General features: G+C 35.9%; 24 protein-coding genes, 1 tRNA gene, 1 pseudogene and 1 other annotated feature. Of the genes and pseudogenes, 4 read left to right on the top strand and 22 right to left on the bottom strand.

What is annotated here, in order from left to right; all coding sequences use genetic code 11:
* Positions 1-336: 336 nt before the first annotated feature.
* A pseudogene (locus tag BCR26_RS14870) lies at positions 337-1,453 on the top strand (ISL3 family transposase).
* Positions 1,454-1,594: 141 nt separating this feature from the next.
* Here BCR26_RS14870 and BCR26_RS14875 read toward each other — a convergent pair.
* The 15 genes from BCR26_RS14875 to BCR26_RS18610 all read right to left on the bottom strand — a co-directional run bounded on the left by BCR26_RS14875 (position 1,595) and on the right by BCR26_RS18610 (position 16,341).
* Positions 1,595-2,464 carry a hypothetical protein gene (locus tag BCR26_RS14875; RefSeq protein WP_069699759.1) on the bottom strand — a complete coding sequence of 290 codons (870 nt, stop codon included), beginning with the start codon at positions 2,462-2,464 and terminating at the stop codon, positions 1,595-1,597.
* Between the two features lie 525 nt (positions 2,465-2,989).
* Positions 2,990-4,384, bottom strand: coding sequence for a Fe-S cluster assembly protein SufB (gene sufB, locus BCR26_RS14880; protein ID WP_069699760.1), 1,395 nt, complete (start codon positions 4,382-4,384; stop codon positions 2,990-2,992).
* A 178-nt stretch (positions 4,385-4,562) separates the two neighbouring features.
* Positions 4,563-5,030 carry a Fe-S cluster assembly sulfur transfer protein SufU gene (sufU, locus tag BCR26_RS14885; protein ID WP_069699761.1) on the bottom strand — a complete coding sequence of 156 codons (468 nt, stop codon included), beginning with the start codon at positions 5,028-5,030 and terminating at the stop codon, positions 4,563-4,565.
* Complete coding sequence (locus tag BCR26_RS14890; RefSeq protein WP_069699762.1) at positions 5,017-6,252, bottom strand: cysteine desulfurase; 1,236 nt, start codon at positions 6,250-6,252, stop codon at positions 5,017-5,019. The genes sufU and BCR26_RS14890 overlap by 14 nt, the downstream gene beginning before the upstream one ends.
* Positions 6,249-7,535: a Fe-S cluster assembly protein SufD gene (sufD, locus tag BCR26_RS14895; RefSeq protein ID WP_069699763.1), complete on the bottom strand. Its 1,287-nt coding sequence runs from the start codon at positions 7,533-7,535 to the stop codon at positions 6,249-6,251. The genes BCR26_RS14890 and sufD overlap by 4 nt, the downstream gene beginning before the upstream one ends.
* Positions 7,536-7,549: 14 nt before the next feature.
* The gene (gene sufC, locus BCR26_RS14900; RefSeq protein WP_069699764.1) at positions 7,550-8,320 is read right to left on the bottom strand and encodes a Fe-S cluster assembly ATPase SufC; all 771 of its coding nucleotides are present in this window, start codon (positions 8,318-8,320) and stop codon (positions 7,550-7,552) included.
* A gap of 294 nt (positions 8,321-8,614) precedes the next feature.
* The gene (locus BCR26_RS14905; RefSeq protein ID WP_069699765.1) at positions 8,615-9,229 is read right to left on the bottom strand and encodes a Type 1 glutamine amidotransferase-like domain-containing protein; all 615 of its coding nucleotides are present in this window, start codon (positions 9,227-9,229) and stop codon (positions 8,615-8,617) included.
* 107 nt (positions 9,230-9,336) lie between these two features.
* Entirely contained in the window at positions 9,337-10,872 is a 1,536-nt protein-coding gene (locus tag BCR26_RS14910) for a flavocytochrome c (RefSeq protein ID WP_069699766.1), read from the bottom strand.
* Between the two features lie 171 nt (positions 10,873-11,043).
* On the bottom strand, positions 11,044-11,892 hold the full coding sequence (locus BCR26_RS14915) for a MetQ/NlpA family ABC transporter substrate-binding protein (protein WP_069699767.1): 849 nt from the start codon (positions 11,890-11,892) through the stop codon (positions 11,044-11,046).
* Positions 11,893-11,923: 31 nt separating this feature from the next.
* On the bottom strand, positions 11,924-12,553 hold the full coding sequence (locus tag BCR26_RS14920; RefSeq protein ID WP_069699870.1) for a methionine ABC transporter permease: 630 nt from the start codon (positions 12,551-12,553) through the stop codon (positions 11,924-11,926).
* Positions 12,554-12,605: 52 nt separating this feature from the next.
* A complete protein-coding gene (locus BCR26_RS14925; protein WP_069699768.1) occupies positions 12,606-13,640 on the bottom strand; it encodes a methionine ABC transporter ATP-binding protein in 1,035 nt (344 codons plus the stop codon).
* A 99-nt stretch (positions 13,641-13,739) separates the two neighbouring features.
* Positions 13,740-13,985: a binding site (T-box leader), on the bottom strand.
* Positions 13,986-14,035: 50 nt separating this feature from the next.
* Positions 14,036-14,374, bottom strand: a complete 339-nt coding sequence (locus BCR26_RS14930; protein WP_069699769.1) for a glycine cleavage system H family protein — start codon at positions 14,372-14,374, stop codon at positions 14,036-14,038.
* Positions 14,374-14,730, bottom strand: a complete 357-nt coding sequence (locus tag BCR26_RS14935) for an arsenate reductase family protein (RefSeq protein WP_069699770.1) — start codon at positions 14,728-14,730, stop codon at positions 14,374-14,376. Before BCR26_RS14935 ends, BCR26_RS14930 begins: the two co-directional genes overlap by 1 nt.
* A 21-nt stretch (positions 14,731-14,751) precedes the next feature.
* Positions 14,752-15,936 (bottom strand): FtsW/RodA/SpoVE family cell cycle protein, encoded by a 1,185-nt coding sequence (locus BCR26_RS14940; protein ID WP_069699771.1) that lies wholly within the window; start codon positions 15,934-15,936, stop codon positions 14,752-14,754.
* 246 nt (positions 15,937-16,182) lie between these two features.
* Positions 16,183-16,341, bottom strand: a complete 159-nt coding sequence (locus BCR26_RS18610; RefSeq protein WP_169818903.1) for a hypothetical protein — start codon at positions 16,339-16,341, stop codon at positions 16,183-16,185.
* Positions 16,342-16,582: 241 nt separating this feature from the next.
* On the opposite strand from BCR26_RS18610, the gene BCR26_RS14945 reads away from it, so the two are divergent.
* A complete protein-coding gene (locus tag BCR26_RS14945) occupies positions 16,583-17,011 on the top strand; it encodes a universal stress protein (protein WP_069699772.1) in 429 nt (142 codons plus the stop codon).
* A gap of 246 nt (positions 17,012-17,257) precedes the next feature.
* Here the strand turns inward: BCR26_RS14945 and BCR26_RS14950 are convergent, their stop codons facing one another.
* Positions 17,258-18,982 (bottom strand): glycerophosphodiester phosphodiesterase family protein, encoded by a 1,725-nt coding sequence (locus tag BCR26_RS14950; protein ID WP_139124966.1) that lies wholly within the window; start codon positions 18,980-18,982, stop codon positions 17,258-17,260.
* A gap of 696 nt (positions 18,983-19,678) precedes the next feature.
* On the opposite strand from BCR26_RS14950, the gene BCR26_RS14955 reads away from it, so the two are divergent.
* Positions 19,679-20,080, top strand: a complete 402-nt coding sequence (locus tag BCR26_RS14955) for a VOC family protein (RefSeq protein WP_069699774.1) — start codon at positions 19,679-19,681, stop codon at positions 20,078-20,080.
* Positions 20,081-20,260: 180 nt separating this feature from the next.
* Here BCR26_RS14955 and BCR26_RS14960 read toward each other — a convergent pair.
* A tRNA-Thr gene (locus BCR26_RS14960) sits at positions 20,261-20,333 on the bottom strand.
* A 122-nt stretch (positions 20,334-20,455) separates the two neighbouring features.
* On the opposite strand from BCR26_RS14960, the gene BCR26_RS14965 reads away from it, so the two are divergent.
* Positions 20,456-20,710, top strand: coding sequence for a hypothetical protein (locus BCR26_RS14965; protein WP_069699775.1), 255 nt, complete (start codon positions 20,456-20,458; stop codon positions 20,708-20,710).
* Between the two features lie 94 nt (positions 20,711-20,804).
* On the opposite strand, the gene upp is transcribed toward BCR26_RS14965, so the two are convergent.
* The 5 genes from upp to prfA all read right to left on the bottom strand — a co-directional run bounded on the left by upp (position 20,805) and on the right by prfA (position 25,832).
* On the bottom strand, positions 20,805-21,434 hold the full coding sequence (gene upp, locus BCR26_RS14970; protein ID WP_069699776.1) for a uracil phosphoribosyltransferase: 630 nt from the start codon (positions 21,432-21,434) through the stop codon (positions 20,805-20,807).
* A 109-nt stretch (positions 21,435-21,543) separates the two neighbouring features.
* Positions 21,544-22,782: a serine hydroxymethyltransferase gene (glyA, locus tag BCR26_RS14975; protein ID WP_069699777.1), complete on the bottom strand. Its 1,239-nt coding sequence runs from the start codon at positions 22,780-22,782 to the stop codon at positions 21,544-21,546.
* A 71-nt stretch (positions 22,783-22,853) separates the two neighbouring features.
* On the bottom strand, positions 22,854-23,873 hold the full coding sequence (locus BCR26_RS14980) for an L-threonylcarbamoyladenylate synthase (protein WP_069699778.1): 1,020 nt from the start codon (positions 23,871-23,873) through the stop codon (positions 22,854-22,856).
* A gap of 47 nt (positions 23,874-23,920) precedes the next feature.
* On the bottom strand, positions 23,921-24,766 hold the full coding sequence (prmC, locus tag BCR26_RS14985; protein ID WP_069699779.1) for a peptide chain release factor N(5)-glutamine methyltransferase: 846 nt from the start codon (positions 24,764-24,766) through the stop codon (positions 23,921-23,923).
* Positions 24,759-25,832, bottom strand: a complete 1,074-nt coding sequence (gene prfA / locus BCR26_RS14990; protein ID WP_069699780.1) for a peptide chain release factor 1 — start codon at positions 25,830-25,832, stop codon at positions 24,759-24,761. Before prfA ends, prmC begins: the two co-directional genes overlap by 8 nt.
* Positions 25,833-25,965 lie beyond the last annotated feature (133 nt).

Genomic DNA, 25,965 nt, shown 5'->3' on the forward strand with positions numbered 1-25,965 from the left:
GCAATACTATTTAGAATTTTTATCTACATATATGTACACCTAAAATTATATCACAATTTGCAAAGGTCAATTAAAATAATTAAAACATTTACTTCATAATCTTTATTCGTTTCAAAGTCTTATTTTGGACAATAAAAAAAACAGAAATACCTCATTCAAAGTATTTCCGCTTTCATCTCACAAAATTTATTATTCAAATACTTTCTCCATTAAGGGCTCTATAATATCTAGTGTTGGTGACAGATGTCGCCAGCACTTTTTTGCATAAAAAAAGACAGACATCTTCAAAACCTGTAGAATAAAGTCGACGAAAACCGATCTATAGGAGGAATGAAGATGTCTCTCTCAAATCTTATCAAAGAAACCCTCGATATTCTAGACCTAAACCTTATTTTTACTGAAAATTGTTTGACCCATGAGAAAATAGGCGAAGATAGTTGTAAGGTTTATAGTGGTACTCTGACGTATTTTCCTGAAAAATGTCTCCATTACAGAGAAACTGAAAGAAAATACTTCTATGACAGGGATTGCTCGAACCAAACATGTCTCTATAACCACTATCTATCGGGTTCTAAAAGAATACTATACACCGCTCCCTCAAAAGAAAAAGACACTACCTACCGTTCTTTGTTTTGATGAATTTAAGTCTGTGAAAGAAAGTTCTGGGGCAATGAGCTTTGTTTTTATGGATGAACAAACATGGCAGTTACTGGACATTGTAGAGAATCGAAAACTAAACTCTTTGAAAAAATACTTTTATTCCTATGCTTATAAAACAAGAGCCACCGTTCAATATATTGTCATTGACATGTATAAGCCTTACGTCACTCTTGTAAAAAAACTTTTTCCCAATGCAAAATTGATCATTGATCGTTTTCATATTGTTCAACATATTGGACGTACCTTTCTGACGCACCGAATCCAACAGATGAATCAGCTGAATCGAAAAAATTATCAAGAAAAACAACACTACAAGCATTTAAAGAAGTATTGGAAATTGCTTCAAAAAAATGCTTGGCATTTAGAAGGTCAAAAACAGGTTTGGCATCCTAATTTTAGGGCGCATTTGACCGAATCAGAAGTCGTTGACCGCTTGCTTTCCTATAGCCCAGAGCTCAAGCAAGGATATGAGGTTTATCAAGACTTTCTAGCGGCGATTCGGACGAAAGATTCTCACTGGTTTCAAGAGCTTTTAGAACAAAACTATTCTCACCTACCAGAGAAATACGCGACAACCATTAAGACGTTTAAACAGTATCAGTAAGGTATTTTAAACGCACTTAAACACCCCTACTCTAATGGTCCCTTAGAGTGTTTGAATAATCACATTAAAGTATTGAAACGAAATGCGTATGGCTTTAGAAGCTTCTATAACTTCAAACTGAGAATTCTATCAACCCTAGGAACCACCCTTTTCAATCCCATGAAAAAGAACAAGTCTGTAGAGAAATAATCTCTTCTGCATACTTGTTCTTCCTTGACACTATTCTATTGATTTTTCTTTACCAACACTAGTTGACAATGAGCCTAAAAATATTTTTGACTACAAAAATAGGTACACATTTCTATCATTCATGAGGGCATATATGTATATTTAAATAGCTTTTGATTGAAGATCAAAAGAATAATCATCAAAGTTCCAGTTTTTTGAATATACCTCAAAACTTCTTTTATGCTTTACATTTAAATAGTCTAAAAAGGTTACATCAATTTTCAGTTGTGGATACCCTCCTACACTGGGGTCCATATCATCATAGTCCACAGTAGGTGCAACCATAAAACAAACCATATGATATATATATAATCCTACAATTTCATTGGGAATAGTTATATAGGAAATATTACCTGGCATTAATACTGGGATTGTTCCACTAGATTTCGATGTATCATACCTAATGCTCTGATGTTCATTACCATCAGATAACGTTAAAATAAAACCATCACCTGTTCCTAGTTTAATTGGGCTAACACTAAGAACGCTATCTAAACCAGAATAACTTGTATATGGATTGAAACCTTCTGTAATTCTCGTCTCCTCTCCTCCAGAAAAATAATCTGATGTGGCATCTTCAAAATTAATGATACTAAATGAATATTCAATATGAGAAATAGCTGTAGCGCCAATATTGACTAGTGGTATTCCTCGTAAAATCTCTTTTTTCTCTTTATCAAAGTAGCTATCTATTAGCATTGCACCTTTCTTTATACTAGTATTAGACATTAAAACATTAGCCTCTTTTTCTTTTTTGGTCTCTTTCTTTTCAAAATCAAGCTGATTTTTCATAACTAGATAAGCTCCAAATACTCCTAAAGAAGAACCAATAATCCCTCCCCAATAACCCAACCAGCCATCAGGTGTTCCGCTTATAATAGCTAATTCTGGAATCAGCATTATTAATAAAGCAAAAATTAAACTAAAAAACATTACACCAAGCATGAATTTTATCCAATATTTAATATCCATATTCTTCCTCCTCACAACTCAAATTATACATAAAGAAACACACTCTGTTAAGCCCCCCACCCCCTAGTAAAAATTTTCATCGCATATATTTGGACAGTAGACCCCATCCACCGGTTCCCAAAATTAATAAAATCAGTCAAAATTATTCGACAGGGGTAGCATAACTGTTGATATAACAAAAAAAAGAGATGCTCTTTCAAAAAGAACACCTCTCTATCCATCTGTCTTACAGTCATTGTTTTTATATATAATTTACTGCTAAAATAGAAACAAATATGCTTAAACTCCACACGTTTAATAACTATTTTTACTTAATATCATCAAGAATAACAAAGTGTGGTTCATGAACTACTATGAACATTTATGCTCATGTCACAGAAAAGGCTAAAGAAGAAACTGGCCAGAAATTCGCTCAATACGTCAACTTTTAATTTTTGGCTACAAAATTGGCTACAAACTCACATTTTAAGCAAAATAAAAAGCTAGAACCTATATGTATCAAGGGTTCTAGCTCATATTTAAAGGTTAGCCCACACTGCCTTCCATCTCATAACTAATCAATCTGTTAAGTTCCACCGCATATTCCATCGGTAATTCTTTGGTAAATGGTTCGACAAAGCCCATTACGATCATCTCAGTGGCTTCAACTTCACTCAACCCACGACTCATTAAGTAATAAAGTTGTTCTTCTGAAATTTTTGAAACTTTTGCTTCGTGTTCTAATGCCACTTGGCTGTTATGAATCTCATTAAACGGAATGGTATCTGATTTTGATTTATCATCCATAATAATCGTATCACATTCAATATGTGAAATTGATCCTGCACTATCTTTGCCAAAGGTTACTTGACCACGATAGTTTACTTCGCCACCATCTTTAGCAATTGATTTAGAAACAATTGAGCTAGAGGTATTTGGTGCATTATGAATCATTTTAGCTCCAGTGTCTTGAATTTGGTTTTCGCCAGCAAAGGCAATTGAAAGCATTGTGCCGCGAGCGCCTTTTCCATCTAAATAAACACTTGGATATTTCATGGTTGTTTTGGCCCCTAAGTTTCCGTCAATCCACTCAATCGTTGCCCCTTCGTAAGCTTTGGCACGTTTTGTTACCAAGTTATAAACGTTATCTGACCAGTTTTGAATGGTTGTGTAACGGCAATAGCCATCTTTACGTGTATAGATTTCAACAATCGCAGCATGCAAGCTGTTGCTTGTATAAGTCGGTGCTGTACAGCCTTCAACGTAGTGAATGCTTGCCCCTTCATCAACGATAATTAGTGTTCGCTCAAATTGTCCTGTATTCTCAGCATTAATCCGGAAATATGTTTGTAATGGCACGTCTACTTGAACGCCTTTCGGGACATAAATAAAGGTTCCCCCTGACCATACAGCAGAGTTCAAAGCAGCTAATTTGTTATCCGTTGGTGGAACTAATTTTGAGAAGTATTCTTTGAACAGTTCAGGATATTCTTTTAAAGCCGAATCTGTATCAGTAAAAACAATCCCTAGTTTCGTAAATTCTTCCTTCATGTTGTGGTAAACTACTTCGGATTCGTATTGAGCAGAAGCGCCTGCTAGGTAAGCTCTTTCGGCTTCTGGAATTCCGATTCTTTCAAAGGTTTCTTTGATTTTATCTGGTACATCTTCCCAGTCACGAGCTGGTTTATCACTGGCTCTTTGGAAATATTTGATTTTAGCAAAATCAATATCCGATAAATCAGGACCCCATTTTTGCATCGGCATTTTATGAAACTGCTCCAATGACTTCAAACGGAAATCTAACATCCATTCTGGTTCTTCTTTTTTACGTGAAATTTCTCTAACGACTTCCTCTGTTAGTCCATCTCCCGTACTGAAGATTGGTTTCACATCATCATGAAAACCAAATTTATATTCTTCTAACTCTGGTACAGTACTCAAATTATCTCACGTCCTTTTCTTAGGTTGAGAAACAAGTGTTTAGGTTCGAGCTATTGGACTAAAAGAATCACAATCTGCTTTTCGGATTTTGATTCTTTTAGGAAATAGCCGAGAATCTGCTTGTTTTCTCACTGATTATTCTTAGGTTAAAGCTCATTTTGAATTCTCGTTTTATTGATTATTCTTCACAGTGTAATTGTCCTGCTGTGCCTTCACCATCATTTTCAACCGCTTGTTCTAGGGCTTTCCAAGCCAATGTTGCACACTTAATTCGGGCTGGGAATTTCGCTACGCCACTTAACATCGCCGCATCGCCTAGTTTTTCTTCGTCTGACACTTCGTTTCCTTGCACAAGTTGAGAAAAATCTTCTGCAAGTGCTTCTGCTTCAGCGAGTGATTTTCCGATAACAGCATCTGTCATCATACTGGCACTTGCTGTACTGATGGAACAGCCACTACCAGAAAAGGCAATGTCCTTAATAATGCCATCTTGGATGTCTACTTGTAATTCGATGACATCCCCACAAGTCGGGTTATTCATTTCAATTTTTTTACTTGAATCTTCCAGTGTCCCATGATGATGAGGATGGCTGGAATGGTCAAGAATTACTTGACGGTATAAATTATCTAATCTAGATAGAGCCATGTTGGAAAAACTCCTTTGTCGCTAAAATAGCTTCGATTAATCGGTCCGCATCGGCCTTAGTGTTGTATAAATAAAAACTTGCTCTCGCTGTTGCTGGTACATCTAAATATTTCAATAGTGGTTGCGCACAATGGTGTCCTGCTCGCACAGCTACGCCTTCCATATCTAAAGCCGTTGCAACATCATGAGGATGTAAATTTTCTAAGTTAAAGGCAATAACGCCTGTATGATCTTTAGGATTTTGAGGGCCATAAATGGTAATCCCTTCAATCGCTTGTAACTTAGGCAATACATAGGCTACTAGCTCCGCTTCATGTTGATGGATCGCTTCTAAACCTATTTCAGTTAAAAAGTCTATAGCTGCACCTAAAGCAATGGCTCCAGCAATATTAGGCGTTCCAGCTTCAAATTTCCACGGTAACTCTTTCCAAGTACTGTCATAAAGATTAACAAAATCAATCATTTCGCCACCAAATTCAACAGGGGCCATTTTTTCTAAAAGAGCACGTTTGCCATATAAAACACCGATTCCTGTTGGTCCGCACATTTTATGTCCGCTAAATGCATAGAAATCAGCATCTAACGCTTGAACATCAACTGGCATATGAGGAACAGCTTGAGCACCGTCTACTACCATTACCGCTCCATGTTTATGAGCTAAATCAGCTAACTCTTTGATAGGATTAATCACGCCTAAAACGTTAGAAACATGTGCAATTGACACGATTTTGGTTTTAGCTGTGATTTGTTTTTTAGCACTTTCCATATCTAGAAAGCCCTCTTTGGTAATCTCTATATACTTAAGGGTAGCGCCCTTTCGTTCTGCTAATTGTTGCCAAGGAATAATATTGGAATGGTGTTCCATATAAGAGATTACAATCTCGTCGCCAGCACTGACTGCCAAATCGCCGTAGCTTTTAGCAATCCAATTTAAACTAGTTGTCGTTCCTCTAGTAAACAATGTCTCAGCTGTTTCATTGGCATTAATAAAAGCTCTAACTTTTTCACGAGCTCCTTCGTAATCCTTCGTTGCACGTTCCGCTAAGGTATGCACACCGCGGTGGACATTGGCGTTATCATTTTCGTAGTAATAAGTCAGTTTATCCAAAACTGCTTTTGGTTTTTGAGTGGTTGCTGCATTATCCAGATAAACAAGCGGCTCGTCATTTACTTCTTGAAACAAGATGGGAAACTGTTGCCGAATCTTATCTGCGTTTATCATGCATCTAACTTCCCTTCAATAACTTCTACAAATTCCTTTTGAACTGCTTTAACTGGGATTGCTGTAATAACTGAACCTAAGAAGCCACGAATTACTAAGCGTTCTGCATCCTCTTTACGCAACCCTCTGCTCATTAAATAGTACATTTCTTCTGGATCAACACGGCCAACACTGGCAGCATGTCCAGCAGTTACTTCATTCTCATCGATTAAAAGAATTGGGTTCGCATCCCCACGAGCTTTGTCAGAAAGCATTAGTACACGGCTTTCTTGTTGCGCATCCGCACCTTTAGCTCCTTTTAGAATATGACCAATGCCATTAAATGTTAAAGTACCACGTTCACGAATCACCCCATGTTGTAAAATATGACCTACAGAATGAGACGCTTTATTCGTTACTCGAGTATCAATTCCTTGTGTTTGTTTGCCAGCACTGATTGCAACTACTTTTACTTCAGAATGTGACCCTTCGCCAACTAAATCTGAATCAAAATCAGCAATCACATCGCCATCATTCATGACACCTAACGCCCAATCAACAGATGCATCACGCATAATATGACCACGACGATTCATGTAAGTTGAAACATTTTGACCTAATTGATCCACGGCAGAATATTTGACCTTTGCTCCTGCTTTAGCAATCACTTCCACGACAATATTAGCTGAGACTTTCATTTGCTTCTCACCAATTGATTGGAATCGTTCTAAGTAGCTAAACTCACTGTGTTCATCCGCTACAATTAAAACATGTTTAAAGAATGATTCTTCGCTATTTCCATCTTGAATAAAAATAGATTCAATCGGTTCTTCAATGACTACGTTTTTCGGTACATATAAGAAGACACCGCTATTCATAAAAGCACCGTGAAATGCAGTCAGTTTGTCTTCATCGACTGTCACAGCTTTCGTCATATAGTATTCTTTTACCAATTCTGGGTGTTCTTGTAAAGCTGTAAACAAGTCTGTAAAAATGACTCCTTTTGCCGCTAAATCAGCTGAAAGTTGTTCAAAAGCTGTTACTGACCCTTGTTGTACAATCACTGGATTATCTTTCATTTCATCAAAGCTAGGGATGTTGAGCGTTTCTGGTGTGTAGTCTTCATTATTGACGTTGAATAAAGGCCAACGATGAAATTTCACGCGCTCAATCATAGGAAGCTCTAGCCCTGCTACTTTTTCCAAAGCATCAATACGGAAGTCCGTCATCCAAGTAGGTTCTTCTTTACTAGCAGAAAAAGCGTTGATGTTATCAAGATAATTCTTTGTTGTTATTTCTTTCATTTATCTTGTCCCCCTTATGCTTCTTCTTTATATTCGATACCTAATTCTTTACTAATTCCAGCGTAACCTTCCGTTTCTAAGCGTTTCGCTAAATCAGCACCACCCGTTTTAACAACACGGCCCTCCATCATAATATGGACAACATCTGGTGTAATATAGTTCAACAAACGTTGATAGTGGGTAATAATTAACGCGCCAAAATTCTCTCCACGCATTTCGTTAACTCCTTTAGAAACAACTTTCAAGGCATCGATGTCAAGACCTGAATCGATTTCATCCAAGATTGCAAAGGTTGGTTCTAACATCAACAATTGCAGGATTTCGTTACGTTTCTTTTCACCACCAGAAAAGCCTTCATTTAAATAACGTTCAGCCATTTCTTCTGGCATATTTAATAAGTCCATTTTTTTATCTAATTTTTTAATGAATTCCATCACTGAAATCTTATTATCTTCATCGCGTTTCGCATTAATTGCCGCACGCATAAATTCAGCGTTGGTAATTCCTGGGATTTCACTTGGGTATTGCATTGCTAAGAACAAGCCTAAACGAGCGCGTTCATCTACTTCAAGCTCTAATACATTTACGCCATCAAATAAAATTTCGCCTTCAGTCACTTCATAATTAGGATTTCCCATAATAGCAGCAGATAAAGTTGATTTCCCTGTTCCGTTTGGTCCCATAATTGCGTGAATTTCCCCTGTTTTCATTGTCAGGTTCACACCTTTTAAAATTTGTTTATCTTCTATTGATACATGTAAATTTTTAATTTCTAATACGGACATTCACAATTCCCTCCAACTTTAAAATATATTTTGCTTTCTCATTCATTTTATCCTAATTGAGAATGATAAGCAATCTCTTTACATGAAAAATCCTAACGATTCTGATTTTTTTTCTAAGAACTGACTTCTAATTTAGAATATTTCTAAATTAGAAATTCTCTTTAGATCAAGTATTCCCTTGTTTCATGGGGTTGATTGGCAAAAAAAGCATGGAACTCAGCTTTTTAAAGATATCGCTTTCATTAAAATAAAACTAAAATGCTTATTAGAATAATCTGACTCCATTCGGTTTTCTTATTTTTCCAAAATGGTTACCTTTTCTCCTTCAACGAATATCGCTTGGTTATCGTTAATGACTTTCAATTTCAGTTTATTTGAATAGCTAGCTATGATTTTTGCGACAGCCTTTTTAAATTCCCAATGTTCAGCATGAGGGACAACATAAAAATCAACAAGATTTAAGCCAGTATATTCTGTTAAATTAGGAGCTTTGGTTTTATCGTCCATTTCTGTAGAATAGTCAATCGTTGGAGCCACAATGATTGCACCAGCCGATTCCCCAATATATAATTTTCCTTTGTATATTTCCTCAATGATTAACCTATCCGCCCCCGTTCTTTTTAGTTCCTGTAATAAGTAAAAAGTGTTGCCGCCAGATACGTATATGTAATCATTGTTTTGCAACTTTTGTTTGATAGTTTCATGAGACGCGTTAGCTATATCTAATTCATCTACAACCAAACCTAGTCTTTTTAGCTTCCATTTGCTAATTTTCACAAAAAAACCTAGCTTTTCTACTTTACTTGCTGTTGGGATAAAAGTGATTTTTTTATTTTTTAGATCCGGTTCAACTTTTTTTACTATTTGTGAAACATTTTGAAACGTAGAAACCAATAATAATTTTTTCAATGCTATCCCTCCTTAAAAAATTTTTTTGTTAAAATAGGCAAAAAAGCTTGATGCATAATTCTATTATACACCAAGCTTTATTTTAATTATCAAGTCTAGAGCACTTCTTATTTTTGTTCTTTAGCAAAAATGGCTGATTGGGCACCTGCTTGGCGTCCAAAGATAATGATATCAGCATCAGCGTTTCCGCCAATTCTATTCCCACCATGTAACCCACCAGTTACTTCACCAGCAGCGTACAATCCTTTAATTGTAGAACCATCTTTTTTCATTACTTCAGTATTAGTATTAATTTTTACTCCACCCATTGTGTGATGGATTCCTGGCGCAATTTTAATTGCGTAAAAAGGTCCTTTAGATAAATCTTCATCCATCCCAGTTGTACGACCAAATTCTTGATCTTGTTTATTTTTTACATTTTCATTCCATTGATCTAGGGTTGTTTTTAATTGATCCGCAGGCACATCAATTTCTTTTGCTAAAGCTTCAATTGTATCGCCAGTTTTTACAAATCCTTGTTTATCATAGAAATCAATTGCTTTGACACGACTTCTAACCCCAGCATCAAAGACTAGATAGGCATATTTATCTTCTAAACCAATTATCGCTTTCGATACTTTATCTCGTGTTTCTAATTCGTTAAAGAAACGTTTTCCATCTTGAGCAACTAAAATGGCGCCTTCACCTCGAACAGCTTCTGTAATTAAAAAGGCTTTTTCTTGTTGAACAGTTGGATGGATTTGGATTTGATCTAAATCAACCGTTGCGCCACCTAATTTTTCAATCATTTTAATTCCATCGCCAGTACTACCTTCTTGGTTCGTAGAAACATAGCCTTTAAGTTCAGGTTTATTTTCGGTTACCATATCCATATTTGCACCAAAACCACCAGTCGTAACGATGACTGCTTTTGATGAAATATTTTTCTTATCTTTTCCTTGGAAAACAACTTTCACACCATTTACTTGACCATCTTTTTCTTTAATTTCTTTGACATCAGCATCTACAAATAGCGGAATTTCTTTTTCTTCAATATTTCTCAATAAACCAGCCACTAGATATTCTCCAACTGCTGAACCATCTTCCGGACGATGGGTTCTTTTTTCACTCATCCCACCTGTTACAGTTAGGTTGTTTAAGCGAATACCCATGCCATCTAACCAATCAATCGCTGAAGCAGAATGATCTACAAAGTAGCGTAACAATTCTTTGTCGTTAGTGTTATTTCCACCTTTTAATGTTTCCTCATAAAATAGATCGTTGGAATCTTCAATTCCTTGTTCTTTTTGGAATTTTGTTTCTGATGCGTTCATGCCCGCTGAAGATTTAAGTGTGTTACCACCAGCATAAGGCATTTTTTCAAAGATTACCGGATTCATTCCAGCCTCTTTTGCCTCTATTGCCGAAGCCATTCCAGCTCCACCAGCTCCAACAATAATAACATCATATTCATCTTTTAGTTCACTAATATCAGTATATTTTTGTTCAGATGCCCCCGAGGTAACGTCAGAAGTTTCAGCTGTTTTTTCTTTGCTTTCACTTTCTTTACTACTTGTTGCAGTTTTGCCGCCACTCCCACAGCCGGCAAGTAAGAATACAATTGATAGTGAGGCAATAAGCCCTTTAAACATTTTCTTTTTCATCATTTCTCTCCCTAAAATAAGATTACAGGCCAAAATTATTTTGCCCTTATATTATTTTAGCATATAATTGTGAATCAAAACACAAAGTTTTTATTAGATTATTCTAAGATAAATAAAAAAGAAAGAGACTACGCTCTTTCCTTCTTAAATAACTAAAAATATAATTGTGAATTATTTATCTACTGGTTTGACAGAACCATCCCATTTTTCTAAAATCCAATCTTGAACTTCTTTGCTGCGTAGTGCTTCCACTAGTTTTTTGATTTTATCGCTATCTTTATCTTCTTCACGAACTGCGACAATATTCACATAAGGAGAATTATCAGCTTCTAGTAACACTGAATCTTTCAATGGGTTTAAACCTGCATTATAAGCAAAGTTTGCATTAATAGCGACTAAATCTGCTTCATCATTATTGTAAGTTGTTGCTAATACTTCTGGATTAATATTATGAACAAATTTTAAGTTTTTAGGATTTTTATCAATATCTTCAAAGGTTGCTGTTTCAAGCTCTACCCCTTTTTTCACCGTTACTAAATCTGCATCTTGCAAGATAGTAATAATACGACCCCAATCAGATTCTGAGTTAGAGGTAATAATGGTTGCTCCCTCTTTCAAATCTTTAATATCTTTAATCCGTTTTGAATATAAGCCCATTGGTTCAATATGGATACCACCAGCATTGGCAAATTTATAATTGTTTTCTTTGACTGCTAAATTAAAGTATGGAATATGTTGGAAATAGTTAGCGTCTAAATCTCCTTCAGCTAAATTTTTGTTGGGTAAAATGTAATCATCAAATTTAATGATTTCTAAATCAATGCCTTCTTTTTTAAGAATTGGTTTCACTTGTTCTAAAATTTCTGCATGTGGAGTAGGTGACGCTCCAACTCTTAGTACATTGGATTCTTTGTCCGATGTAGCTGTTTTACTGTCTTCTGTTTTCCCTTTGCCTCCACAAGCTACTAATGTAAGGGCCACGACTGCTAGTGTTGCTAAACCAAATAATTTCTTTTTCATACGTAATTTCCTCCCATATATTTTTTATTTGTTATCGTTTATCAGAGCGTTTAACTAATTGATCTCCAACAAATTGTACGATAAATACAATCACTAAAATTAAGGCTGTTGCGACTAAGGTCACGGTATTGTTATTCCGACTAAACCCTTCTTGATAGGCCAATCCTCCTAAGCCGCCACCACCAATGATTCCTGCCATCGCAGTAAAACCAATCATGGTAATAGTTGTTAAAGTAATCCCTGATAATAGCGCAGGTTTACTTTCTGGAATTAAAATTTTGACAATCTTTTGTATTTTTGAAGCCCCCATCGCATCTGCTGCTTCTAATACGCCATTATCAACCTCACGAAAGGCAATTTCTACTAAACGAGCGTAAAATGGTGCTGCTGAAACAACTAATGATGGAATGGCCGCCACTGCCCCGATTCCTGTTCCCACCAATGCTCTTGAAAAATCCATCAATAGAATAATCAATACAATGTAAGGAATCGATCGGAAAATGTTACTGACTACCGATAAAACACCGTAAGCAACTTTTCCAAAAGGATGACTGCTTCGACTTAAATTATAAAGGACTAAGCCTAGTAAAAAACCAAGAATAATCACACATACCATCGATATTGCTGTCATAAAGAGCGTGTCAATCGTAGCTTGTTTCATTGTTTCAGGGTTTACTCGACTAAAATCCAAATACTTCTCTGCAAAAGTTTGATTAGCCACGATGAATCACCTCCAAGCCCACTTCGTTTTCTTTAAAGAAAGACAACGCTTTTTCGATTTCGCTTTTCTCGCCAGTAATCATAACTGTTAAAGAACCAAACGCTCCTTCTTTTGCTTGTTGAACTTGTCCTTGAACAACATTTATATCTATTAAAAATTTCCGGATTGCTTGAGAAATAATGGGTTCGTTAGCATTATCTCCTTTGAACTGTAACGTCGCAATAAGTCCATTAGGGTTTTCTACAATCAGCTCTTGCAATAACTCTTTAGTATCTTCTTCTGGTTCTAGTTCTTGCTGTACAAAGCGTTTTGTCACTTCTTCTTGAGGATTTTTAAAGACTTCGATTACATTACCTTCTTCCACGATATCCCCTAATTCCATCACTGCTACTTTGTTACAAATTTTTCGAATAACATGCATTTCATGAGTAATCAAAACAATGGTTAAACCTAACTTTTCATTAATTTCTAAAAGTAAATCCAGCACTTCATCTGTCGTTTGAGGATCTAGAGCACTAGTTGCTTCATCACATAGCAGGATTTCTGGGCTATTTGCCAATGCTCTTGCAATACCAACACGTTGCTTTTGGCCCCCTGATAATTGACTAGGATAAGCTTTGCCTCTTCCTTCAAGCCCAACCAAAACTAATAATTCTTCTGCTCGTTTCTCTCTTTCACTCTTAGGAACTCCCGCAAGTTCTAACGGCAGCATAATATTTTCAAGAATCGTCCGTGACCACAACAAATTGAAATGTTGAAAAATCATACCTATTTTTTTTCTAAAATAGCGTAATTGAGCATTATTCATCGTTGCAACATTATTTTCTTGAACAATGACTTCTCCTGAGCTAGGTAACTCCAATCCATTTAATAAACGAACTAAGGTACTTTTACCAGCACCTGAGTAACCTACAATCCCATAAATATCTCCTTGCTCTATGTCTAAAGAAACATCATTAACAGCCGTGATTTTGCCATTTTTTCCTGAAAATTCTTTTTTGACATGACGTAATTCTATAAGAGCCATGTATTTTCCCTGCTTTCCTTGATTATTCTAAATGCGTTTTAACTTGATGGACTGACGTATATTCGCATGCAAAAAAGCTTCCGTCCTCGCCAAAATTGACGAAAGGACGAAAGCTTGACTTTCGTGATACCACCTTGATTCACTATCATTTCACAATAATAGTCTTATCCAGTACTTGAATCTCGCATACTGTGGTGCTGTAACGGGCACTTCCGTAATAAGTTTACTTACGCTCACCTATTCTGCTCAAAGACCATCTTCCACCTCAATCATGTTACCCCTTTTCAGCAAACAGGGTTCTCTGCAAACGTTCTTGACATGTACTCTTCTTTTCAAAGCTTTACTACTATACTAATACAAAAATTATAGCAACATCAAAAACAAATGTCAACTATCTATAAACGATTAAAGTCTTCTTCATTTACGTCAGTCAAAACAGCAATCCATGCTTCCTTCTGATCTGCGTGATCTAAAACACTTGGATCTTCTTCCACTGCTTCATTAATAAGGGCAATTTTACCGCTTATCGGAGTGCTAAAATCACTAACTGATTTTTCTGCTTCAAGTTCGATTAGAGACTCTCCACGCTTGATTTCTTTTCCCACTTTAGGCATCGTTACAAATGATATTTTTCCTAACTCTTCTTGGGCTGCGTTAGTTAAGCCAATTTTGTAGCCCTCTGCCGTTTTCAAAACCCATAAGCTATCAGCAATTTTTAGATTTTCTGAGGTCACTATTTAACAGCCCCTTCATAATCAGACTCTTTAAAGCCATTTGCTATAAATTGGTTATCCTTAATAAAAATCGGACGCTTAATTAACATTCCATCTGTAGCCAATAACTCACTAGCTTGTTTAATTGAAAAATCATTGACTTTGTCTTTCAGACCTTGTTCTCTGTAACGAATACCACTTGTATTAAAGAAACGACGAATCGGTAAATCACTTTGTTCCATCCAATCAGCTAATTGTTTAGCAGTTGGTGGTGTTTCAATCATGTCGATGGTTTCATATGGGACTTGATTTTGATCTAACCACGCTTTTGCTTTCTTACAAGTTGAACATTTAGGATACCAGAAAAATGTATACATTTTAACGCCTTCTTTCTCTTTTTATTCTTGCTCTTTGACTGTTAGTTCCTTTTGATACTTCATAGACATAATCAATCCGACACCAATCATGTTTCCTAAAATAGAAGAACCACCTTGACTGATAAACGGCAGCGGAATTCCCGTTAATGGAAGAAGTCCGATATTTGCTCCGATATTTTCAAAAACATGGAACAGAATCATCATAATAATCCCGGTTGCGATATACGCATAAAACTCATTGTTTGTTTCAAAACAAACGCGAATCATTCTATAAATTAAAATAAAGTAAAGCAATACGACTAAGCAACCACCAATAAAGCCGAAATTCTCGCCAATAACGGTAAAAATCATATCTGATTCCCTGACAGGAACATAGACGTTACTGACGTTAAATCCTTTTCCAAAAAGGCCACCAGAGCCAATCGCTGTTAATGCCAGAGCAGGTTGGAATGAGCGATCCTTATCTCCATGAAAAGGATTCAACCATAAATCAATTCGCTCAAACTGATAGGGTTTAAAACCAATGCCGTAAAGCAGATGTCGTCCAGTATCCGTAGTTACTAAATAAATCGTTCCAGCTCCGATTATAAAAGCTGCTGCAAAAACAGGCACGATAATTTTCCAAGATATACCTGACATCAAAAATACACCCGCAAGAATTGCGATAAATACTAACATTGTTCCAAAGTCATCTTGCAATAGAATCAGCACAATAACCGGCAATGCTACCAAGGCCATTTTACCGATTAACCAAAAATCAGATTTCGTTGTTCGATCAGTATGTTTCACATTGTGCATCGTAACAACATAAGCCAACATTAAGATAAAAGCAATTTTCATCAATTCGGAAGGCTGAAAGGTCGTACCACCAAAACTTATCCAGTTCTTAGAACCAGTTTGAGATTCTAAATATGGATCATAAAACTTTAATAGCAGCCCCATCATTAACAAGCCAATCCCATAAAAGAATGGGGTTAAACGCCATAATAATTTTGAACTAAAATGCATCACTACTACAATGCTTATCCCACCAATCAAGTACCATAACCCTTGTTTCCACATCATTGCTGAGATGTTTGGATTATTGGGGTCTTGACTTAACGCAACATATAATGACAATATTCCAATTAAAGACAAAAGAAAAACCGGTAATATCACACCATAATCAATTCTATTATCTATGTTTACTCTTTTAGTTTTTTCCATTCGTCATCCCTTTTCCTTAAATCATACGCCTTTAATTATATCTTTCTCAGTGAAGAAAAGAAAGTACTGACTGAATTATTTCAGAAAAACTTTAGAGAATCAAATTATTTTTCAAAAAAAGACAAGATTGAAGAGCTTTCTTCTTTGCATAAAAACATAAAAAACCTCAAAAAGCTTTTTTCTCTCAGCCTTTTGAGGTTGCTATCGAAAACTATTTTTTAATACTTCATAGGTACAACATTAGCTTCATTTCATCTGATTATTTTTTCTATGAGAATGATCATCCATGTTTTGGCTACGAACTCTTACCCGAACTTTTGCCCAATGAACTGCTTCAACAAGGTATACCATTAAATAGAAAGCTAAAATCAATAATACTTGAACGAATAAATAGGTCGCAAACATGAGAATCATCTCCTTCTTTTATTATAGATTAAGTGTACACTTGTTTAGGTGTCTTGTCACATAGTTCGCTCAAAATTACAACTATTTCAACAAATTCCCTCGAAAAATATCCCTGCACGGTTTTAGAACCTTGTAAAAATTTTTAAAGCCAAAAGTAATCGTTTATATATTCCTTTCCTTATCGGCTCCTTATTGATAGAATTAAATATGAAATAAATCATTTTGGAATGGAGAGCTAATTATGCCTAATAAAGGAAGTTACAAAAATATCTTGGTTGCGGTGGATGGTTCAACTGCTTCTAATATAGCTTTTAAAGAAGCGATTTATATCGCTAAAAGAAATAATGCTAAATTGTATGTTGCTCAAGTCATTAATAACAAATTGAATTATTTACCAAAAGAATCGATTGATATTCTTGTTGAAGATTGTAAAAATTTATTCCAAGAATTAAAAGACCAAGCCAAAAATTTAGATTTTGAAGATGTACATTCTGTTATCGAAGTCGGTTCACCAAAAGAAGTTATTGCAACATCGATTCCGAAAAGAGAAAATATTGATTTAATCGTTTTAGGAGCCACTGGAAAACATTTTATTTCTGGCGCTTTGATGGGCTCATTAACGTATCATGTCGCAATACATGCCGAATGTAGTGTCCAAATTGTAAGATAAAGTTTCTGTAGACTAAAAAGAGGTTAAGGGAGAAGTCGTTTTGGGACGAGAAATTGGACCGCAAAGCGCACAATACGCTTTATGGATTGTTTGATTTTCGGGAAATTTCCGAAAGCCCAGAATTTTGACCACCGTTTATTCCGATTTAGAGGATGAAGCAAAACTGATGTTTGGTTTTGCCTCATCCTCTTTCCTACGATTAGTCAAGAGGAAAAACAGAATGATTCCTCCTGTCAATAACTTCGTTTAAAAATTTACCGTTAAATTATCCACTCCTAAAGCTTTCGCGTTATCTAGATTGCTTTTAGGAACTACCCACAAATTAACTAATAGTCCTTGACTCTGTGCTTTCGTAACCATTTCAATTTTTGATAAAACATCTTTATATTCGATGTCTAACCCAGCATTGCTTCCCAAACTGCTCACTTGAGAAATTGTTTGCTCATTCAACGTGTTGGTCAAAAACTGAACTTGTAGCCCAGGCATTCTTTTTTTCATCTCAACTAAATTGTTAAAGTCAAAAGAAATAACGCGCGCACTTGCTGAAAAACCATACCCACCGATGAGCTGGATTAGGCTGTCATAATCACTTGGTGCTAAAGCTTTTGGTTTTATTTCAATAAAAGGTGTTTTCTGATAGTCTCTCATTATAACCAGATAATCCTCTAACGTTGGGACAATCAATTGACTTTCATCATAACTAGTGACGTTTGAACCAGAACGAATACGTAACGCTCTTATTTGCTCTAAGGTCAAATCACTGACCTTTCCCTTCCCGTTTGTCATACGATCTACACTTTCATCGTGCATCACGACCCAATGCTTATCTTTTGTTAACCAGATATCGGTTTCAACGCCCCAAGTATTGGCTTGTTGAAAGGCTGGAAGTGAGTTTTCAGGCGCCGATTTTTTATTTCCCCGATGCGCCACATAGCGAATATCCTCTGCCATTTCATTGACTTGATTATCCTTGGCTAAAATATAGCCTTCTGTTGTTTTATAAATTTTTTCCTCTCCATTAAAAACAATCCCCTTAACATAAGCCATACTATTAATAGCTGCTTCTTTCTTTATTTTCGTCAAAGCTCTATCTTGAAAAATAGTCGTGTTCTGTAACAAGCGTATGCGAACCGGATGACTCATATGAATCTCAGCGCTTCCCGCATTTTTTTCAACTTTCAAACCATTAGCTGTTGTCAAATAGACATTTGCAGTATAGGTTCCATTATTGAATTGATGCTTTTCATAGTCCATATTTGCTTTATACGTACCGTCTTCTTGGCGCTCTCCCTCGTACCAAGCCACGTCACTTTGATCATTTTTTGACCAGATAGGGATAGATAACTTTTCAACATCGGCGACACTATTTACCGTTATATTTACTGAAAATTGTCCTTTACTTACTCTACTAGTATCTACTGTTGCTTCAAGGCTTGGTTCAGAAATTAGAAACTGACCAAATTCGGTTTCTTCAACTTTACCATTCTCTTTCCTCACTAAAATTTGAGATTTGTACAATCCTGCTTCTCCATGATCCTTAACTTGAACTGTCACTTGCCAAGTATTTGTATCAGGATCAAAGATTCCTTCATACATTTTTAGATCGCCAGGCCCTTCTTTTTCACCCCAAGTAGGAAATGTGACACTCTTTACTTTTTTTATCGTTGAAAGATCAGCAATTAAGCGAAAATTGGTTTGCTTGCCATCTATATCAATCAAATGAAAAACTGGATGAACAGAAAAATAATTCTTTGAACTTATTTGACCTGAACCTTTCATGAATTTATTTATTGGATCTTCCGAAAAATTAGGGTTGCTCCAAATATTATTTATCATGGTGTGCTTCTCTTGTTCAGAAAACATAGAAGCTGATGTTTTTATAAATTCAGGGGTTGAAAGTTGATACGCTTGATCTTGGCTAGTAGACTCTTTGTTCTGATAATCTAGAGTGCTATACCCCCAATAACCCAAACAAACCCCTCCAATTATTAAAAGAACAAAAGGCGCAATCCATTTTATGTAGTGAGTTTTTTTTCTTCTCCGATGTTTTTTCTTCACGTTAGAACCCCTCTTGTTTAAAATAAGTCAATCTATCAATGTTACGATTTCTAATAAATATAAAAATAGGTTGTATTTTACCAATTATAACAGAACTATGGCTTGAAACCACATTATTTGGGAAGAATTATTGTAAATAAAATAGTTACCAAAATCCTCTCAATATTTGAGAATTTCAGTAACCGAGTAAACCATTTTTACTACTCTCTTTGACTAAAGAACAATTGACATCACTGATTTTTGGCAATCATAATAAGTCAATTAGAATAAACCGTAACACCACAGTTGCTTTTATTTTACAGGAAAAAATATTAGTTAAGCAGATTATCGCACAGTTGCAATCAAACAAAATGTTAATAATAAAGAACTAGCTATTAATCACTAATTTCTTGTAAAAACCATAACATATATCAACGCTATTGAATCCCCTCTTATTGTCCTATATGTTATCGAACTCATTGCTATCTTTAGGGGAATTATCGCTACTTTTTGATTAAAGATGAAATAAAGGTTCTTTTTAGATAGATATATTTCTTCTATTTCATTTGATGTGATACAATTTTTTTAATTAGTACTGTATCCTGGTTCATAAGAAAGGAAGTTTATTTTATGAAAATGACAACATTTTTAACATTGCCTGCTACATCCGAAAAAGCTATGAAATTTTACGAAACTAGTTTTCCTAAAGCACAAATCAAACGGATTACTCGATATACTGAGAACGTCCCAAATGCTTCAAAAGAAATGATTGGAAAAGTTTTAAATGGAGAACTTGAAATCCAAGGTCAAACTATATACTTTATGGACATGATGCCTGAACAAGCACCTCAATTAAGTTGGGCTATATCAATCTATACAGAGTGTGCTACTGAGAATGAACTTGATACGATTTTTGCTAACCTTGCTAAAGAGGGAACTGTAATGATGGGGCCAGAACCGATTATGAACCTTCGCAAAGTGGCATGGGTAACAGATAAATTTAATGTTACCTGGCAACTGGTTTGGGCTTAACATTATTTACGAAAGAACTTAAGTACTTGAACTTAGGTTCTTTTTTATTTGCCTACGGAATATCAATCGATGAAGTAATCACATCATGAAAGTTCAAAATCAACCAATAAAATATTCAGAAAACAAAAAGCCGATCTAACAATGTCCTAAAACCATTGTTAGATCAGCTTTCCTTCTCTATGCCAGCTGCAGGGATCGAACCTGTGACCTATGCGTTACGAGTGCATTGCTCTACCTACTGAGCTAAGCTGGCTTTGTTAAAAAAATTATAACCGTTGCTTCTTTTTTTGTAAAGGAATGCAGACAAAAAAACACTTCTGAAACTTTTCTTCAACTATGGTATAATGGATATAATAGGAAAGGAAGTTTTTGTGAATGTCAAATTTCGGTTACTATAATCGTCCCACTGTCCCTTCTTCTGAAGGTGAATTGTTCACTGTCGATACTCCTGTCACTTTCTTGATTCATGGCCAACAACACACTGGTGTTATAACGAAGCAATTGACTAACTCAGCTGTTGTAGAAATTGATGAAAACCAAACGAATGCCCGCATGCTTGTAGAAAACAATGGGGTCATTGTCATCAACTATAAAAAACTTCAAAAGTTATACAGTTCTCCATCCAACTAATTGGATGGGTTTTTTTTTCAAAAAAATAGAGTGATTTTGTTGAAAAAGTCATTACCTTCTTTCAACAAAATCACTCTATAAAATTCATTTATCTTTATTTAGTTCCAAACAAACGGTCACCAGCATCACCTAAACCAGGTACGATGTAACCATCTTCATTTAATTTTTCATCTAATGCAGCTGTATAGATATCAATATCTGGATGTGCATCCTGCAATGCTTTTACGCCTTCTGGTGCAGCAACTAAACAAACAAACTTGATATTGCTTCCGCCACGTTCTTTCAATGCATCAATCGCCATAATTGCAGAACCACCAGTTGCTAACATTGGATCCACTACAAATAGTTGACGTGCATCAATATCTTCTGGCATTTTAACAAAATATTCAACTGGCTCTAAAGTGTCATGATCACGATATAATCCAATATGCCCCACTTTTGCTGCTGGGATTAATTCTAAAATACCATCAACCATACCGATTCCTGCTCTAAGAATTGGAATAATTGCTACTTTCTTACCAGATAACATTTTTTGAGTAGTTGTACACATTGGTGTTTCAATCACAACATCCTCTAAAGGCATATCACGTGATACTTCGTATGCCATTAACATAGCAATCTCATTAACCACTTCACGAAAAACTTTTGTTCCGCAGCCTTTTTCTCTAATGATTGTTAATTTGTGTTGAATCAGTGGATGATCAATTACTTGGAATTTTCCCATGTTCATTCTCCTTCAATAATTTATTCTTACCTATTGTAAAACAAAAACGAGTGATTGACTAGTCAATCACTCTAATCTTTTCATATTTTTTTCATAAAATCAAAGAAATTTATTTATACAATGGATGCTTTTCAGTTAATACTTTTACTTCTTCTCGAACTTCTGCTAACATTTCTTCATTTTTATGTTCACGTAGTGCTTTTACAATCAATTTTGCAACTTCAACTGAATCTTGCTCTTTGAAGCCTCGAGTAGTGATTGCTGGTGTTCCTACACGAATCCCACTCGTTTTAAATGGACTCAATTGTTCAAATGGAATGGAATTTTTATTAACAGTGATGTTCACACGATCTAAAATAGCTTCCGCTTCTTTTCCGTTTAAGCCAAAACCAGTCACATCAACTAATAATAAGTGATTATCCGTTGAACCACTAATTAAACGAGCTTCTGGCGCTTGATTAAAGACTTTTGTCATCGCTTTGGCATTCTCAATCACTTGTTCACTATATTCTTTAAATTCAGGATCTAAGGCTTCTTTAAAAGCAACTGCTTTTCCTGCTATAACATGTTCTAAAGGTCCCCCTTGAATCCCTGGGAAAATATTGCTGTTTATTTTTTTGGCTAAAGCTTCATCATTTGTTAAAATCAGACCGCCTCTAGGACCTCTCAATGTCTTATGAGTTGTCGTTGTTGTAATATCAGCATATGGAACTGGACTAGGATGCAAGCCTGCTGCAACTAAACCAGCAATATGTGCCATATCGACCATCAATTTTGCCCCTACTTCGTCCGCAATTTCTTTGAACTTGGCGAAATCAATCGTTCTAGAATAAGCACTTGCCCCTGCAACAATCAATTTAGGTTGATGCTCTCTTGCTAAAATACGAACAACATTGTAATCAATCACTTCAGTGGTTGGGTCTACACCATAACTAACAAAATTGTAGGTTCTTCCACTAAAGTTGACTGGAGAACCATGAGTCAAATGCCCACCCGCAGATAAATCCATTCCTAAAACGGTATCTCCATGTTCGATTAAAGAAAGATACGCTGCTGTATTCGCTTGTGAACCTGAATGAGGTTGGACATTCGCGAATTTCGCCCCAAATAATAGTTTTGCTCGCTCGATTGCTAAATTTTCAACAACATCAACAAATTCGCAACCACCATAGTAGCGTTTTCCTGGATAACCTTCTGCATATTTGTTTGTTAAGATACTGCCTTGAGCTGCCATTACTCCTTCTGACACAACGTTTTCAGAGGCAATTAACTCTAAGTTATTTTCCTGACGTTGATGCTCATTCTCTATCGCTTCCCATAAATCTGGATCAAATGCTTTGTAGTTCATTAAACAACCTCCAATTTGATTTCTTTTTTACGATTGTATCACATTTAAATTAACTCTACTTAGAAAAGAGACTAACTTTTAAAAAAATTTTGATTTGCAGCTTTTTTTAGACGATTCATGTAAGCAGCGCCTAATAATTCTTCTGGAAAAGCTTGCGCAAAAATAATATCAACATTTTTTCCATCCAGTTCTCGTAACCCAGCAAATAAAAACCTAGTCGCATTTTCTACAGTATTTTTACCAAATGAAACTGCTATAAAATCATTAGTTCCCAGAAAATCTACTATCTCTTGGCTAACATAAATTCCTACTTTTTTCTTATTATTTGTTGCCCAACTGATTGCTTCTTTCCACTGCTCCTTAGAGCCTTCAACAATCAGTACTGGCGTATCTGGAGCATAATGTTTATACTTCATCCCAGGAGCCTTAGGTGCTTCATTCTCTTTGATTAGATGTTGGTCTATTGCAACTGTTCCGACAACCTTCTCTAAATCGTTTCTAGTAACCGCTCCTGGTCTAAGAATCATAGGTATGTTATCTTCTGATGTTAAATCTAATACGGTTGACTCGACACCAATTTGTGTGGCGCCATCATCTAAAATACCAGCAATTTTTCCTTTTAAATCATGGTAGACATGAGCAGCTGTTGTTGGGCTTGGCTTTCCAGAAGTATTTGCACTAGGGCCAACTAACGGAACGCCTGCTTGAGAGATCAACTGCAATGTTTTTTGATTATCAGGCATTCGAAACGCAACAGTCGCTAGACCACCTGTGACACAATCAGGAAAAACACCTTTTTTTCCTTTGACGATTAGTGTCAAAGGTCCTGGCCAAAAAGCTTCTACTAAGGGTTTCATTAAGATTGGAATGTCCTCTGCATACTGCTCTACCATTTCAAAACTACTAACATGAACAATTAGTGGGTTATCGCTAGGTCTTCCTTTTACTTGATAAACTTGCTTTACCGCTTCTTCATTTAGGGCATTGGCACCTAAACCATAAACTGTTTCGGTAGGAAAAGCGACTAATTTACCCTGCTGAATAAGTCTTGCTGCGTCTAGTATATCAGCTTGAAATATTTTAGTTTCCACTTTTCTTTCCCTCCCTTGTATAAGTACGTTTTTTTGTCGTCTATTCATTATTTTCCAGTAGGTACCACTTTAACTATACGATTATTTCCAGATAAATCTTTGATTATGCTGATGTCCTTGTTAGGAAAAGCTTCTGTAAATATTTTTTTCACTGCTGTCCCTTGAGAAAATCCGATTTCTAAGTAGATTTTACCATCTTCTTTAAGACATTGCTTGGCTTCATTTGCAAGTTGACGATAAATAGCAAGGCCATTATCATTCGCAAAAAGCGCAGTCTTCGGTTCAAAGGTTCGCACACTTTCATCCATCAAGTCCCATTCATCCTCACTGATGTATGGTGGATTTGAAACTAAAATGTCTATTTTTTTATTTCCAACTGGTTTTAAGCCATCTCCTAAAATAAAAGTTACCTTTGCATTTAAACCCTCTGCATTTTTTTCAGCTATCTTCAACGCCTCTTCGGAGATATCTATCGCTGTTATTTGCCAGTTAGGTCGATCTTTTTTTAAGCTCAATGCAATAGCTCCGGTTCCAGTACCAACATCAACTACAGTTTTAGGCTCCTCACTATTTTCTTTTAAGCAAAGTTCCACTAGCTCTTCCGTTTCCGGCCTTGGAATCAAGGTCTGCTCATTTACTAAAAATTGATGTCCATAAAATTCAGCATACCCTAAAAGATATTGTGGTGGAAAGTTTTTAGCTAGGGCATTTAAATCTGCTTCTACTTGCTTTTGCTCGTTTAAAGGTATAGCTTCATGCATATGAACTAGCCAATCTGTTTTCGTCCAATTCTTTCTTTGTAAAAATACAAATAAAATGCCGTGCCCTTCTTTTCCTAATGACTCTAAAAAAGAAGAAGCCCGTTGTAGGACTTCAAAATATGTTTTAGCCATTTTGTAACTCTTCAAGCTTCGATGTTTGATCATATAAAACCAACGCATCGATAATTTCATCTAGCTTTCCAGCTAAAATTTGATCTAGTTTTTGAATCGTCAATCCGATTCTATGATCCGTTACTCGGTTTTGCGGGAAATTATAGGTACGAATTCTTTCAGATCGATCCCCAGTTCCTACCGCTGATTTACGGTTAGCATCGTATTCACTTTGCGCTTCTTGTTGAATCATATCATAAACACGAGCACGTAAAATTTTCATTGCTTTTTCTCTATTTTTAATTTGAGATCGTTCATCTTGCATTGCAACAGCAATTCCTGTTGGTAAATGGGTTAAACGAACAGCAGATGCCGTTTTATTGACGTGCTGACCACCCGCTCCACTAGCATGATAAATATCTGTTCGGATATCTTTGTCAGCAATATCGATTTCAACTTCTTCTGCTTCTGGCATAACAACAACCGTTGCAGTTGAAGTGTGAATACGTCCTTGAGATTCTGTAGAAGGTACACGTTGAACACGGTGAGCGCCATTTTCATATTTCAATTTAGAAAAGACATTATCTCCAGAGATCATCATGATAACTTCCTTGTAACCGCCGATACCTGTCACATTTGCTTCTAAAACTTCTGCTTTCCACCCTTGCGCTTCAGCATACTTCTGATACATGTTAAACAAGTCTCCAGCAAAGAGTGCTGCTTCGTCTCCACCAGCGGCTCCCCGGATTTCCATGATAATATTTTTGTCATCATTAGGGTCTTTTGGCAATAGTAAAATCTTAATTCTTTCTTCCAAAACTTCTTTTTCTTTCTTTAAATCAGATAATTCTTCTTTCGCCATCTCAGCCATATCAGAATCTAAGCTTTCACCTAGTAATTCCTCTGTATCACTGATGCCTTCTACCACTTGTTTATAGCGACGATAAACGTCAACGGTTTCGCGCGTGTTGGCTTCTTCTTTTGATAATTGCATAAATCGCTTCGTATCACTAATGACTTCCGGATCACTAAGTAGTTCCCCTAGCTCCTCGTAGCGATCTTCAATCGATTGTAACTGATCGTACATAATTGCGTGCTCCTTTTCATTTATACATTACGTTTAATAGTCTTTTATTCCATCATTAAACGCTCTATTTATTTCATGGAAACTCTTCTTTTCGTTTCTTGCTTAGAGGTCTTACATCTTTTGTTAATAGTAT

The organism is Enterococcus rivorum (assembly GCF_001742285.1).
GTDB classification, from domain to species: Bacteria; Bacillota; Bacilli; order Lactobacillales; family Enterococcaceae; genus Enterococcus_L; species Enterococcus_L rivorum.